At 65.0% G+C, this 12,980-nt stretch carries 15 protein-coding genes; 4 read left to right on the forward strand and 11 right to left on the reverse strand.

Features of this window, described 5'->3' with window-relative positions; translation table 11 throughout:
• Window positions 1–32: 32 nt before the first annotated feature.
• From ACI944_RS05680 to ACI944_RS05710, 7 genes are all read right to left on the reverse strand, one after another.
• Entirely contained in the window at window positions 33–896 is an 864-nt protein-coding gene (locus ACI944_RS05680) for an ABC transporter permease (protein ID WP_411718092.1), read from the reverse strand.
• A complete protein-coding gene (locus ACI944_RS05685) occupies window positions 893–1,801 on the reverse strand; it encodes an ABC transporter ATP-binding protein (RefSeq protein ID WP_411718093.1) in 909 nt (302 codons plus the stop codon). The genes ACI944_RS05680 and ACI944_RS05685 overlap by 4 nt, the downstream gene beginning before the upstream one ends.
• Window positions 1,802–2,019: 218 nt before the next feature.
• Window positions 2,020–2,763 carry a DNA polymerase sliding clamp gene (locus ACI944_RS05690; protein ID WP_411718094.1) on the reverse strand — a complete coding sequence of 248 codons (744 nt, stop codon included), beginning with the start codon at window positions 2,761–2,763 and terminating at the stop codon, window positions 2,020–2,022.
• Window positions 2,764–2,868: 105 nt separating this feature from the next.
• Complete coding sequence (locus ACI944_RS05695; RefSeq protein ID WP_411718095.1) at window positions 2,869–4,512, reverse strand: dihydrolipoamide acetyltransferase family protein; 1,644 nt, start codon at window positions 4,510–4,512, stop codon at window positions 2,869–2,871.
• A gap of 1 nt (window position 4,513) precedes the next feature.
• Window positions 4,514–5,506, reverse strand: coding sequence for an alpha-ketoacid dehydrogenase subunit beta (locus ACI944_RS05700; RefSeq protein ID WP_411718096.1), 993 nt, complete (start codon window positions 5,504–5,506; stop codon window positions 4,514–4,516).
• Complete coding sequence (pdhA, locus tag ACI944_RS05705; RefSeq protein ID WP_411718097.1) at window positions 5,503–6,624, reverse strand: pyruvate dehydrogenase (acetyl-transferring) E1 component subunit alpha; 1,122 nt, start codon at window positions 6,622–6,624, stop codon at window positions 5,503–5,505. Before pdhA ends, ACI944_RS05700 begins: the two co-directional genes overlap by 4 nt.
• 88 nt (window positions 6,625–6,712) lie before the next feature.
• Entirely contained in the window at window positions 6,713–7,315 is a 603-nt protein-coding gene (locus ACI944_RS05710; protein ID WP_411718098.1) for a hypothetical protein, read from the reverse strand.
• Between the two features lie 131 nt (window positions 7,316–7,446).
• Between ACI944_RS05710 and ACI944_RS05715 the strand changes: the two genes are divergently transcribed.
• A complete protein-coding gene (locus ACI944_RS05715) occupies window positions 7,447–8,529 on the forward strand; it encodes a hypothetical protein (RefSeq protein ID WP_411718099.1) in 1,083 nt (360 codons plus the stop codon).
• Between the two features lie 256 nt (window positions 8,530–8,785).
• Here ACI944_RS05715 and ACI944_RS05720 read toward each other — a convergent pair whose 3' ends face one another.
• The 4 genes from ACI944_RS05720 to ACI944_RS05735 all read right to left on the reverse strand — a co-directional run bounded on the left by ACI944_RS05720 (window position 8,786) and on the right by ACI944_RS05735 (window position 11,001).
• A complete protein-coding gene (locus ACI944_RS05720) occupies window positions 8,786–8,983 on the reverse strand; it encodes a hypothetical protein (protein WP_411718100.1) in 198 nt (65 codons plus the stop codon).
• A gap of 132 nt (window positions 8,984–9,115) precedes the next feature.
• A complete protein-coding gene (locus tag ACI944_RS05725) occupies window positions 9,116–9,586 on the reverse strand; it encodes a halocyanin domain-containing protein (protein ID WP_411718101.1) in 471 nt (156 codons plus the stop codon).
• 154 nt (window positions 9,587–9,740) lie between these two features.
• Window positions 9,741–10,280 (reverse strand): CDP-2,3-bis-(O-geranylgeranyl)-sn-glycerol synthase, encoded by a 540-nt coding sequence (locus ACI944_RS05730; protein WP_411718102.1) that lies wholly within the window; start codon window positions 10,278–10,280, stop codon window positions 9,741–9,743.
• 79 nt (window positions 10,281–10,359) lie between these two features.
• Window positions 10,360–11,001, reverse strand: coding sequence for a DUF502 domain-containing protein (locus tag ACI944_RS05735; protein WP_411718103.1), 642 nt, complete (start codon window positions 10,999–11,001; stop codon window positions 10,360–10,362).
• Between the two features lie 114 nt (window positions 11,002–11,115).
• On the opposite strand from ACI944_RS05735, the gene ACI944_RS05740 reads away from it, so the two are divergent.
• From ACI944_RS05740 to ACI944_RS05750, 3 genes are all read left to right on the forward strand, one after another.
• Window positions 11,116–11,976 carry a UbiA family prenyltransferase gene (locus ACI944_RS05740; protein ID WP_411718104.1) on the forward strand — a complete coding sequence of 287 codons (861 nt, stop codon included), beginning with the start codon at window positions 11,116–11,118 and terminating at the stop codon, window positions 11,974–11,976.
• Window positions 11,977–12,078: 102 nt separating this feature from the next.
• Window positions 12,079–12,558 carry a TRAM domain-containing protein gene (locus ACI944_RS05745; RefSeq protein ID WP_411718105.1) on the forward strand — a complete coding sequence of 160 codons (480 nt, stop codon included), beginning with the start codon at window positions 12,079–12,081 and terminating at the stop codon, window positions 12,556–12,558.
• Window positions 12,559–12,703: 145 nt separating this feature from the next.
• Window positions 12,704–12,980 (forward strand): Tfx family DNA-binding protein (locus tag ACI944_RS05750; protein WP_411718106.1); only part of this gene is annotated, 277 nt, incomplete at its 3' end.

Below are 12,980 nucleotides of genomic sequence, written 5' to 3' on the forward strand. Positions count from 1 at the left end.
GAGCAAACGCGGGATCCGACGGCGGTTGACGCCTACAGGTCCGACGAGTTGAATCGGGTGTAGCCGATCGCCAGTGGGAGAACGATCCAAAGTGCCATCACGATGAAGCCGAACCAGTCTTGGAGATAAAAGGCCAACTCGGAGTTAGCGTTCGCCAGTTCCCCGCTCTCGTCCAACCGGCGGACGACCCACAGTGTCCCCTGCTCGTAGGCAGCGGTCGGATCAAGGATCGTGAGCACCTGGAACAGTTCGAACACCGCGTCGCCCTCCTCGATACCCTCGAACGAGAAGCCGTTGATCACATAGGCGATCCCCTGTGCGAGGCTCGACCAGAGGAACTGAAAGACCACGAACAGTCCGAAGGCCCCGTAGGCCGCCCGGGCGGTCGACGACGTAAAAGCCGATACACCGACTGTGATCGCGATGAAGACGAACGCGAAGAGCATCGAGATACCGACGAAGACGACGTACTCAAGCGGCGAGAACGCGTCGGCAAGCGAGGCAGTAACAACAATTCCTACAGCGAAGCCGATGAACAGCGCAACCGCGACGACACCCGACCGGCCGACAAACTTCCCGATGAGGACGTCAAGCCGGCTGTTCGGCAATGACAACAGGAGTTTCAGACTACCGCTATCGCGCTCGCCGGCCAGCGAGCGGTACGCCACCGCGATGGAAACGATTGGGATGAAGACGGCGGTGGCGCTGACGAGGCCGGTGATCAAGAGCACCGTCGTCACCTCGCCGGTGAACGCGGCCTGCTGTGGCGGGTTGATCTCGGTGACAAGGTACGCTGCGCCCGCCGAGAACAGCGTAAAGAGCAGCGTCAACACGATCAGCAGTCGCGAGCGGATCGCGTCCCGAAAGTCCTTTTCAGCGACGGCCTGCCAGCTCATTCGTCGCCCTCCGTGTAGGCGGCGAAGAGATCCTCCAAGGGCGCCTCCTCCGTCGAGAAGTCCGAAACGTCGACGCCCAACCCCTCAAGTTCTTGAACGGCGTCCATCTTGACATCGTCTTCACAGGTGATTCGCAGCGTCGTCCCGTCGACGGTTACCTCGCCTATGCCGTCGAGGCTCTTCAGCCGGTGGGCGGCGTCATCGGGGACCGAATCGACCTCGACGACGAGTGTCGATCCGCCGCCGACGTTTTCGCGGAGGCCGTCGATGGTGTCGACGGCGACGAGTTCGCCCTCGCGGATGATACCGACGCGGTCGCAGACGGCCTCGACCTGCCCGAGAATGTGACTAGAAAAAAAGACCGTCGTCCCGTTGGCGGCTTCACTCTCGACTATCTCGCGGAGTTCGCGCGCGCCGTTGGGGTCCAGCCCCGAGGAGGGCTCGTCGAGCACGAGCAGTTCGGGATCGCCGACCAGCGCCATCGCGAGCGCGAGGCGCTGGCGCATCCCGGTGGAGAAGCCGCCGGCCTTCCGCCCTGCGGCGTCCGCCAGCCCGACCCGTTCGAGGATTGGATAGGGGTCGTCGTCGGCCCCCTTGGAGTCGATGGCGAACTGGACGTGCTCGCGCGCCGTCAAGCGCTCGTAGACGTCGAACCCCTCAGGGAGGACGCCGGTTCGTTCCCTGACCGCGACGCTGTCGTCGCGGGCGTCCCGACCCAGCACCCGGACAGAGCCGGAGTCGGGACGGATAAAGTCCAACAGCACGTTGATCGTCGTCGACTTCCCCGCACCGTTGGGGCCGAGGAAGCCGAAGATCTCGCCGTCCTGGACGTCCAGATCGAGACCCCGGAGCGCCCGCACGTCGCCGAAAGACTTCTCGACGCCGTCAAGTTCGATGGCGGCCATATCGTCTCCGGATTCCCGCCGACACACTATAGGCCTTGAGGATCGCACGCGCTGGCGAAACGGGAACCGTGTAGCGAAACCGCGGAACCGTATAGCGAAACCGTGCTGGGGCCCCGACGTGGGGAAATCGCGGGGCACGGCCTCCGCGTTAGCGGGAATATATGCGGCGACAGTCTTGGGGTCGGATGAAAAAGCGTTCGGCGACGGGACGGCTCGTGTTAGTCGCTCTGGATCCGCGGGGCGAGCATGAACGTGACGTGGCCGTCGCCCTCGGCGAAGCCGAAGTGCATCTTGATCGGGAACTCCTCGCCGAGTTCCATCGTCACCTCGGCGTCCTTCGGGATCGCCTTGTTCATGTCCTTCAGATAGTCGAGCGAGAACAAAGAACGCGCATCGCCGGGGGTGAGGTCGATGAGGTCCTCGCGACCCAACTCGAGGTGGACATCGTCAGTGTCGCCCTCAGCGTCGACGTAGAACTGCTCGGCGTCGGAGTCGACGCCCAACGCGATGTGATCTGAGACCATGTCGGCGGCCGTGACCGACCGGTTGATGTCCGCGCCCTCGATGACGACCTCCGATGAGAGATCCAGATCGGGGAGATCGGGTTCCTGCCGGATCGAGTCGGGGTCGATGAGCGCGAGCGTGTACTCAAGCCCGTCTAGTGAAATATGGAGTTTGCGGGTCTCCTCGTCGAGTTCGAGGTGGACCAGTTGGCTCGAATCGGCCATCGCGACGATGTCCTCAAGGCGATCGAGGTTGACCCCGATGACGCCGCCGTCGGTCTCGTAGGACTCGAAGGCGTTCGCCGACAGCTCCAGATCGACCATCCCGACGTTCGCCGGATCGACCGCACGGATCGTGAGGCCCTCTTCCTCGAGGCGAATCTTGCATTCATCGACCAGCACGCCCACGGAGTCGAGCGCCGCCCCGAGCGTATCCGCACTCACGATAGCCTTGAACATATACGTCTCTTTTCTCCCCGATACCTTAAAAAAACGTCCCATTGCACCGCCCTCGCCGACGGCCTCGATCTGGCCGTTCGAGTGGTTCGGCCGTTGGATACCGGCTCACTCGAGCAACAGCAACTCGGGCGATTCGAGGTACTCGATGACGGTGTTGGTAAACCGGGCGGCCTCGGCCCCGTCGACGACGCGATGGTCGATCGACAGCGAGATCGTCAGTACCTTCCGCGGGACAACCTCCTTTCGCGCTGCGTCGCCGCTTACACCGTCCGTGTCGCCGTTGGTCGCCTCAACCACCCGCGGCTTCTCCTTGATCGCACCCAGCCCGAGGATCGCCGTCTCGGGGTAGTTGATGATCGGTGTGGCGTACTCGCCGCCGACCGCGCCGAAATTCGTGATCGAGAAGCTGCCGCCCCGCATCTCCTCGGGGGCGATTGAGCGATCCCGCGCCCGTTCGACGAGGTCGTTCATTTCGTCGGCGATCTCGAGGAGGCTCTTGTCGTCGGCGTGTTTCAGTACCGGCACCATGAGCCCCGCGTCGGTCGCCGTCGCGATTCCGATGTTGTGCGCCCCCCGGAGAACGATCTCCTCGTTGTCCTCGTCGAGATGGGAGTTGAGGATCGGGTACTGTTTGAGCCCGGCGACGACGGCCTTGATGACGAACGGGAGGTACGACAGCGAACTCCCGCGCTCGGCAGCGCGTTCCGTGAGCCGATTCCGGATCCCGACCAGTTCGGTCACGTCGGCCTCGTCGTGATGCGTAGCGTGCGGGGCCGTGTACTTCGAGCGCTCCATCTGCTCGCCGATCGTCCGGCGGACGCCTCGGTACGGGATGCGTTCGTCCTCACCGGGCGTGGGGCGGTCGGCCGTCGCGGGCGACGGTTCGGCTGCGTCGCCGGAGGCCGCTCCACCGGCGCTGTCCGCAGAGAGTGCCTCGGCGTCGGCCGCCTGTGCCCGCGTCTGTGCCTCGGCGTAGGCATCGACCTCGGCGGGCGTGACGAACGCCTCGCCCTCTTTCACCCGGTCGGTCGGGACCGCGTCGATGTCGACGCCCGCCTCCTCAGCGTGTTTCCTAGTCGCGGGGGCCGCGAGCGTCCGGGTACGATCGGCGGCCGTCGCCGGTCGCGTCGTCGACGCGCCTTCGGTCGGCGATGCCGTCGCCGACGCGTCCTCGTCCGCTCTGTTCCCGAACGATCCCTCGTCGTCGATCCGACGGGTCGCGGATTTCGCCCCATCAGCCTCTCCGGTCGCCGAGTCAGCGTCGGCTTCGACGCCCGCCGCATCGTCGGCCGCCGCGCGCACGTCAGCGTCGGTGATCCGGCCGCCGGGGCCGCTGCCATCGACGGCTCCGATCTCGACGCCGAGTTCGCGGGCCAACTGTCGGGTGGTCGGCGAGGCAAAGGTTCGGCCGCCCCCCGAGCCCGAATCGGCGGCGTCGGGAGCCGCGTCGCCGGCATCACTTGTTTTCGTCGACGCCTCTGCGCGGTCGGCGTCCGCGTCGGCCGATGCACCGTCAACGTCGAAGGTGACGATCACCGTCCCGACGGGGACCATCTCGCCCTCCTCGGCGAGAATCTCTCCGACCGTCCCATCGACCGGCGAGGGGACTTCGACGACCGCCTTGTCCGTCTCGACCTCCGCGACTGGCTGGTCCTCGGAGACGGTATCGCCTGGGGCGACGAGCCACGAGACGATCTCGGCCTCGGTCAGCCCCTCGCCAACGTCGGGGAGTGTGAACTCGCGGGCCATGCTATACCTCGTATGTCTCCCGGATCGCGTCCTCGATCCGCATGTCCTCGGGCAGGTAGTAATCTTCCAAGGCGTACAGCGGGTAGGGGACGTCGAAGCCGGTCACGCGGTTGATCGGTGCCTCCTGGTAGTACAGCGCCTCCTCTTGGATTGTTGCCGTGATTTCGCCGGCGAGGCCACCGGTCTTTGGCGCCTCGTGGACGACGACGGCCCGGCCGGTCTTTTTGAACGACTCGACGATCGCGTCGGTATCCATCGGCGACAGCGTCCGCAGGTCGACGACCTCACAGTCGATGCCGTCCTCGGCGACCGCTTCGGCGGCCTCAAGCGTCGGCCGGGTCATCGCACCCCAGGTGAACACCGAGAGGTCATCGCCATCGCGTCGGACGGCGGCCTCGCCCAACTCGACTGTGTAGGACTCCTCGGGAACGTCCTCGCGGAACGCCCGATAGATGAGTTTCGGTTCGAGAAACACGACGGGATCGGGATCGCGGATCGACGCCGCGAGCAGTCCCTTCGTGTCGTAGGGGGTCGAGGGAACGACGACCTTCAGCCCCGGCTCGTGGGTATAAAACGTCTCCTTCGATTCAGAGTGGTGTTCGGGCGCGCGGATACCGCCGCCGTAGGGCGCGCGAACGACCATCGGGCAGGTGAACCGCCCGCGTGATCGGGTCCGGAGACGCGCGGCGTGGGAGACGATTTGGTCGAAGGCGGGGTACATAAACCCAGAGAACTGCAACTCGGGAACCGGCCGGAAGCCGTAGGCCGCCATCCCGATCGCCGTGCCGACGATCCCCGACTCCGCAAGCGGCGTGTCGATGACGCGATCCTCGCCGAACGCGTCGAGGAGTCCCTCCGTCGCCCGGAAGACGCCACCGTTCTCGCCGACATCCTCGCCGAGGACGAGCACGTCGTCGTCGCGCTCCATCTCGCTTTTCAGTCCGTCGCGGACGGCCTGTACCAGCGTCAGACTCTGTGTAGATCGAGTGCTCATTCGAGTAGCTCCTCGTCGCCGTAGCGTTCGCGCAACCGTTCGAGGGCTGCGGCCTGTTCGTCGAGCTGCGCCGTCCGTTCGGCGTGGACGTGATCAAACATATCGGTTGGGGCGGGGCGTTCGGTGCGCTCGGCGGCCTCAATCGCCGCCGCGACTTCCGCCTCGATCTCCGTCTCGATCGCGTCGACGCCCTCGTCGTCGAGAAGCCCCTGCTCGCGGAGATACGTCTCCAGCCGCGGAATCGGGTCTTTTTGTTTCCAGCGCTCGACCTCGTCGTCGTCGCGGTACACAGAGGGGTCGTCAGCGGTCGTGTGGGCGCCGAAGCGGTACTGGATCGCTTCGATGAGCGTGGGTCGGGTCGCCCGGCCGGGGGCGTCGTCGGCCGCAGCGTCGGGGTCCTTCGCCTTCGAGAGCGCCTCGGTCGTGACCTGATACACCGCCAGCGGATCCATGCCGTCGACGAGAACCCCCTCGAAACCGTAGGCGTGGGCTTTTTGCGCCAGCGTCGCCGAGGCCGACTGGCGCTCGCGGGGCACCGAGATCGCCCACTGGTTGTTGTTACAGAAGAAGACGGCGGGCACGTCAAAAACGCCCGCGAAATTGAGCCCCTCGTGAAAGTCGCCCTCGCTCGTCGCGCCATCACCGAAATAGCAGAGAACGGCGGCGTCATCGCCACGGAGATCAGCGGCCCAGGCCGCCCCGGTGGCGTGCAACACCTGTGTCGCGATGGGGACGGCGACCGGAAAGACGTGCACGTCGTCGAGAGCGTTGCCGCGCTCGTCGCCCATCCAGTAGCGTAGCGTCCGTTCAACGCCGACGCCGCGGACGTGGGCCGCCGCGTGTTCGCGGTAACTCGGGAAGACCCAGTCGTCGGCGGCGAGCGCCATTGCGCTGCCGACCTGTGCGGCCTCCTGGCCGGAGAGCGGCGGGTACGTCCCCATCCGACCCTGGCGCTGGAGGCTCACCGCGCGCGTATCGAAGTGGCGGGCAAGCCGCATCTCGCGGTACATCTCGACGAGGGACTCGTCGTCGATGTCGGGCACGGTGGCCCCCTCGCGAACCCGTCCGTCCTCGTCGAGTACCTGGACCCGATCGCGGGGGTCGCGCCGCGCGCTCATGGGTTCCGCCCTCGCATAGGCTAACCGACCGCGGCCGTCGTCATAGTGTTTGCGTCGATACAGTACCGGGCGACACAACCGGTCGTGGTCAGTCCTTGGCGGCCGCAACCCGGCGGTCGATGACCGCCTTCGCCTCGGTGGCGGCCTGCTTCCAGCCGTAGCCCTGCTCGTAGACGTGTCGTTTCGAGTCGACGAGCTTCTCGGGTGAGGATTCGTCGAAGCCGCCGCGATCCCACGTCCCGGACTCTTGGAGCCACTCGACCGTGTTCTCGCGGGCCTCCTCCCACGAGAGGCCGACCATCTCGTAGAACGCCACCATCGCGAACACGGAGTGGTCGTGGGCACCCGGGACGCTACCGTTCTCGTAGATCGTCTTGAGCGGCTCGAATGTCGGCCGGGAGACGCGATCGGTATACTCGTCAGGAGCCAGCAGCCGGAGCGACCCCTCTTCGTCGACCACGCGCTGGTCGCTCCGCAGACGGCCGAAGACGGCGGCGTGGAGTCCACTCCAGCGTTCGGGGACCGCCTCGCGGAGCGCGTCCTCGTCGGGGAAGGTCCGTGCCGAGAGCGCACCGAGGAGGTCGGTGTAGGCCTTCTCGATGTGGCGGCGGTCGGTCCCCTCGAACTCGCAACCGGGGTCGTGGAGGTTGCTCGTCGTTCGACAGTCGGGGCAGCGATACCTGAGACGCACGGATGTTCGTGGGGTGGGTTCGGGGATTCAAATGCGTATCGTTCGCCGCGGCGGCCGAGGGCCCAGGTAGTCATCGGCGCTCGATCGAACAGGTCGGTGCGTTTATTCGCGCCGCGCCGATACCGAAGCGCATGGAGCGGCTCCACGCCCGATACCCGTTTTTGGACGCCTCGCGGGCGGCCGTCGAGGCAGCGGGGATCGATCTCGCGACCCTGGTCGCCGAGGGGGGACCGGCCGTCGAGCGCGGCCACGAGCGCGTCCGACGGGCGCTTCTTGAGGGAACGACCGTATCCGAGGAGCCACGCGCCTGGAGCACCCGTGCCGAACTGCTGTCGTACCCGATCGCCCGCGTGCTCGTGTCGCTGCTCGATATCCCGGGGGCGACCGAGAAGTACGCCGCCGCGGAGGCGGCGACAGCGCGAGAGCGCTTTGTCGAGGACTTCGAGGCGGACTTGGAACTGAAGAGCGCCGAGGGGGGACGGCTGACGCTCGATCGGCTGCTCGCCGACTTCGAGTTGGCCGGCGGCGTCGAACCGATCGGCGACGGCCGCTTCGAACTCGACGTGACTGCATACCTCGAGCTCGCGGCCGAACTCGACGACGATCGGTGGCATCTCGCCCGGCGGCCGCTCTCGGCGGGGACGGTCCCCGTCGGGCGGCCGGAGCTGTATACGCTGCTTCGGGAGGCGGTCGGACGGCGGGTCCGGGAGGGGCTTCCCCTGTCGGTTCCGGAGTCGATTGAGGCGCCGCTGTCGTCGGAGTTGGCGTCGATCCGGCGCGCGATCGCAGATCTGGATCCGCCCACGTCGTTCGAGGCGGTGACGCCGGGGCTGTTTCCGCCCTGCATGCGGTCGTTACTGTCGCAGGCCCGCAACGGGGCGGGACTGGCGGGCCTGCCCGATCACTCGCGTTTCTCGCTCGTCTCGTTCCTGCTTGCGGCGGGGCTCGACGCCGACGGTGTCATTGAGCTATGCGACGTTCCGGAGGCATCGGCCGAGACGGTCCGGGCACAGGTCGAACGCCTCCGCGACGATGACGGTGCGGTCGCCGTCCCGCCGTCGTGTGTCGTGATGGACGAGTACGGCGACTGCGTCGACAAAGACGAGACCTGCGAGACGATCCGGCACCCGCTCTCGTACTACGAAGCGGCGCTCCAGCGGACCGCGGACGATCGGATCACCGACTGGCGAGACAGCGGCCAAGGGAAATCCTGAGCCGGGAGCAGAACGATCGAATAGACACGGCAGGGGGAATCGATATCAGTCGACGAACGATGCGTACCGCTTCCGTCGACACGTCGGGCCATTACTGGGATGAGATTCCTCGTCGTCGGAGGCTTCGAGAAGCGCTGCTCTCCTGTAATCAGGAAAGACGCGCCGTGCCTTTCAGGTGAGATACTATTGGGGTGTCTGTATATTACTCGGCTGCCGAGTATATTATAGAACGTACCGGACTCGGAGGGGCGATTTATCAGTAACGCCGCGAGAGGCCGAAGCCGATCACGGACATGAGGATAATAAAAAAGGCGATAGCGGCGACGAGTGCGAGGCCGCCGTTCCCCGTCAACGAGCCGTCGGTGTACGTGGAGCCGATCCACAGGACGATCGCGGCGAGCGTTCCGGCGCCAGCGAACGCGACGACGGCTTCGACGACGGCATCCCGATCCATGTCCACGGATGCGATGGTGTAGGAGAAAAACGCTTCGAAGGCGTGCTCCGAGCTGAGCGAGGAGCACGCGATAGTGAGCGCCTCGAAACAGCGAGCGGGAAGGGAGATGACCCGCAGTTTCCACAGGCTGTCCTACCCGTCGACGACGGCGACGGCGCCGTACATGCCCTGCGCACGGTGGGGGACACAAACGTAAAAAATGGTGCCCGCCTCGTCGGCGGTTTGCTCGATCGTGAAGCCCGCCTCATCGGTGAGTTCGCTTTCGAATTCGTAGTCGCTGCCGTCCTCTGAGACAACGTTGTGGGCACCGCCCTCACCGGTCCACTCCCAGACGACGTTCGTCCCGGTGCTGACGACCACGCCAGAGGGATCAAACGAAAAGCCGTTGTCACCGGCGCCGGTTTCGATGACGACCTCGTCTTGGCCGGTCATGTCCTCGAGGGACCCCTCGTAGAGATTCGCGTCGTTGTCGTCGGCGAACGACTCCGTACGTGCTTCGGGGCCCGGTGCGTCGCTGTTTCCGTCGTCGTTGCCGTCGCCGTTTTCATTCTCGTTGCCGCCGCCGTTGCCCGAACAACCCGCAAGCGAGCCCGTTACGGCCACGGCCGCTGTACCACACACGAACTGTCGTCTGTCGAGGTTTCTCATGTGTACCGCAGTCGTGTACCGGACGGCATATAGTTGAATTTGCGAATATGTTCACGAACCGGCAGCAGCGACCCCTACGGAGCCGACATCGACCAGAGCATTAGGACGGTCACCATGGCTCGTCTTTCAGTCCGACGGCGTAGGCGAGCGCGTTCGTCCCGATGTGCAACAGCGGCGTCAACACGATAACGGCGACGACGACAGAAAGGGTGAACGTATCGAGGAACCAGCCGGTCGCGACAATGGCGGTCAAAACCAATGAGACGACGACGAAATCAAGTTGATCGACGCCGGGGAAGACGGCACCGCGTTGGCGACCGGTGCGGCGTTTCAGAAACGAGGCGAGGATATCGCCGAGCATCGCGCCGAACGAGAGGGAGACGGCAGCCGCGACCGGAAACGGGTCGGCGACCACGATGCTGCTTATAAATGGGTGAATCCGGTTGAGCAGAAGCGCAACGGCGACGCCGGCGGCGGTGCCGACGGCCGTCCCGCGCCAGGTCTTGCCGTCGCCGAGGATTCGATTGTCATCGTCGAGGGTCCGGCCGCCGTCGATGGGCCGGCCGCCGCCGGCGAGCACCGCGACGTTGTTCGGAATATAGGCGGGAAGCATGGCCCATATCGCCACCGCGACGGTCTCGACTACCATACCGCGAGTGCGAACGGCCGTGGTATAAAAAGCGTGGTTCGGGGGGTGACGCCTGGGCGGCGTTCGGGCCGGGGGGACGCTACCCCTCGTCGGTCTCGGAGCGTTCCGGGTTCGGCAGCAGCGACTCCTCGGTGACGTTGATGTCGATGCCACGGTCCTCGTTTTCGCCGAAACCGGCGCTCAGGATCCGGGTCAACGAGTCCTCGACGGTTTCGTCGATCTCGGTGTAGACGTCTGATTCAACCTCGATGACATAGCCCGTCGTTATGTTCGGCGCGGTGGGTAAAAACAGCACGTCCCGGCCGTCGTCGGTCGTCTTGCCGGTCTTGAATGCGGTCATCCGCATCCCGTTCCAGATTTCGAGTTTGACCGGCGTCTGGAGTTCGTCGGGGCCGGAAACCGCCGTTTCGACGGCCATCTTCGAGGCGTTGTACACGACGCGGAGCCCCGGCAGGCGGTTCATTGCCCCATCGAGGAGTTCCTCAAGGATGTCGCCGACGGTCGTTCGCATCAGGTAGCCGACGGCAAGCACGAGTAACCCGAAGAGCAAGAGCGTAATGAACACCCGAGCGATGACCGGCAGGCCCCCGAGCGTCGCTTCGAGAAACGGGAGGTTGGCGATGGCCTGATAAATAAAGGCGACCACGTAAGCGGTGATGAGCAGTGGAACGAGGACAATCAACCCGCTCGCGATGTCACGCTTCCACGAGGGCGACAGCATTCACCTATACCTCGGGGTGCCGTGTAATCAGCGCTTCGACTGACCGATCCGGTGTCTGGTCCGACACAAAGAGTCAACGGGGTCGGATGCGTAGCCCCGCGTATCGGATTCCGAATGCGAGACGCACGCGCCCACGGATACCGGCTACTCACCGCGCTCGGAGCTGTCGTTGAGTCGCTCGTCCACAGCAATCTATTCATTTCGATCGCTGCCACGTCGGTTGCACTCTCAACGATGTTGCTCGTCGGACTCGCGCCGGACCCACTGGCGCTGTTTATTGTTTTCGCGGCGACGCTTTTCGTCTACAGCCTCAATCGGATCACCGACATCGAGGAGGACCGCGAGAACGTGCCCGGACGTGCCGACTTCACCGAACGGTACGGTCGTATCCTCCTCGCGGCGGGCGTTGTTCTATACCTGCTCGCCATCGCCGGGGCGGTCGCCCTCGGGTTGCCGGGCGCGCCGTTTCTCGCCCTCCCAGCCGTCGCGGCGGCTCTTTACTCGCTGTTTCATGTCAAGCGGATTCTTCTCGTAAAGAACCTGATCGTCGGCGTCTCGTGGGGGATCATTCCGCTCGGCGTCGGCGTCTACTATGGGACCGGACCGCGGGCAGGGATCCTCGTCCTGTCGGTCTTCTTTACTATCATGTTGACCGTCGCTGCGGCGGTGTTCGATATAAAAGACATCGAGGGAGACCGCGCCGAGGGAATCCGGACCGCGCCGATCGTCTTCGGGATCCGAGCCACTCGAATCGGCGCCTTCGCTGTCACCGTCGTCGTCGCGGTCGGGGTCGTCGCGCTCGTCACAGCCGGGATTCTCGCCCGTCGGTTCCTCGTCTTGCTCGGCTTTCTCGCCTACGTCGCCGCCTACATCCCGTTCGCGACGCGGAACCGAGGGGCGCTGTTTTATGGGTTCGTCATCGACGGCGAGCACGTCTTCCTCGCCGCGTTGGTGGTCGCGATGGAGACGTTCTGACCCCTCGGCCGCGCCGAATCGGGTATCTCCGCCCCGAAGCGGGCGATTTCGAGTCGGTGGGCGACCCACAAGCGTTTAATCGCCCGCGGGGCAAGAAACTGTATGCCCGAATGCCCACTCGCGGACGAATGTCCCAGTTTCTCAGAACGCATCGAAGGCATGGGCTGTCAACACTACGGCGACCGAGGCGGTGCCGAGTGGTGCTCCCACTATAGCCAGCCGATCCGGGATCTCAAACAGCAACCCGTCCAACTCGGCGAGGAGGTCGTCGTCGATGTCGAGGACATTCACGAGTCGGGCGCGGGTGTCGGCCGAACCGAGGACGGCTTCATCGTCATGGTCGACGGCGTGTTACCCGAAGCCCGTGCGAAGGTCAAGATCACGGAGGTCCGATCGAACCACGCCAGAGCCGACGAGATCGAGCGCCTTCCGATGGACGAAGACGCCGAAGCGGACGACGGGTCCGACGTCGAGGCCGCGGGCGAAGCGGCCGAAGATGACGATGAGGACAACCGAAGCGATCGACAGAAAGCACTCGATCGGGAGCGCTTGGGCAGCCGCGAGAACTTCTGGGGCAACTAGGTGGACCGACAGTGAAAGACACCGTCAGACGGCCGCTGGCGCCGATCCAACAGCAGTCGGAATGGCAGCCGTCGCGTGGATGGTGCCGACAGCCGCGAGGGGCGCGTGACGCACAGCAACCGACTGAACTACGATACGACATCGGATGACAGTTCCTAACGCTGACGAGATGTTGGACCGGGTAGGGTTCGACGAGGAGACGAACGTACTGACGCGCCGTCAGGCCGAGGTGCTCTCGCTCCGCGAACGCGACGTGTCGCAGGCCGAGATCGCCGAATCGCTCGGAACCTCGCGGGCGAACGTCTCGAGCGTTGAATCCAGCGCCCGCGAGAACGTCGCCAAGGCGAGAGAGACCGTCGCCTTTGCCAACGCGTTGACTGCCCCGGTCCAGTTGACCATCGAGGCGGGAGAGGATCTCTACG

The organism is Natronomonas sp. (genome assembly GCF_046710025.1).
Lineage (GTDB): Archaea > Halobacteriota > Halobacteria > Halobacteriales > Haloarculaceae > Natronomonas.

Coding starts and splice junctions, on each gene's coding strand:
- ACI944_RS05695 (WP_411718095.1), bottom strand. CDS start 4,512: ATGGCCCGCGAGTTCACACTCCCCGACGTTGGCGAGGGGCTGACCGAG.
- ACI944_RS05715 (WP_411718099.1), top strand. CDS start 7,447: ATGGAGCGGCTCCACGCCCGATACCCGTTTTTGGACGCCTCGCGGGCG.
- ACI944_RS05690 (WP_411718094.1), bottom strand. CDS start 2,763: ATGTTCAAGGCTATCGTGAGTGCGGATACGCTCGGGGCGGCGCTCGAC.
- ACI944_RS05745 (WP_411718105.1), top strand. CDS start 12,079: ATGCCCGAATGCCCACTCGCGGACGAATGTCCCAGTTTCTCAGAACGC.
- ACI944_RS05720 (WP_411718100.1), bottom strand. CDS start 8,983: ATGGATCGGGATGCCGTCGTCGAAGCCGTCGTCGCGTTCGCTGGCGCC.
- ACI944_RS05680 (WP_411718092.1), bottom strand. CDS start 896: ATGAGCTGGCAGGCCGTCGCTGAAAAGGACTTTCGGGACGCGATCCGC.
- ACI944_RS05685 (WP_411718093.1), bottom strand. CDS start 1,801: ATGGCCGCCATCGAACTTGACGGCGTCGAGAAGTCTTTCGGCGACGTG.
- ACI944_RS05730 (WP_411718102.1), bottom strand. CDS start 10,280: ATGGTAGTCGAGACCGTCGCGGTGGCGATATGGGCCATGCTTCCCGCC.
- pdhA (WP_411718097.1), bottom strand. CDS start 6,624: ATGAGCGCGCGGCGCGACCCCCGCGATCGGGTCCAGGTACTCGACGAG.
- ACI944_RS05735 (WP_411718103.1), bottom strand. CDS start 11,001: ATGCTGTCGCCCTCGTGGAAGCGTGACATCGCGAGCGGGTTGATTGTC.
- ACI944_RS05700 (WP_411718096.1), bottom strand. CDS start 5,506: ATGAGCACTCGATCTACACAGAGTCTGACGCTGGTACAGGCCGTCCGC.
- ACI944_RS05740 (WP_411718104.1), top strand. CDS start 11,116: ATGCGAGACGCACGCGCCCACGGATACCGGCTACTCACCGCGCTCGGA.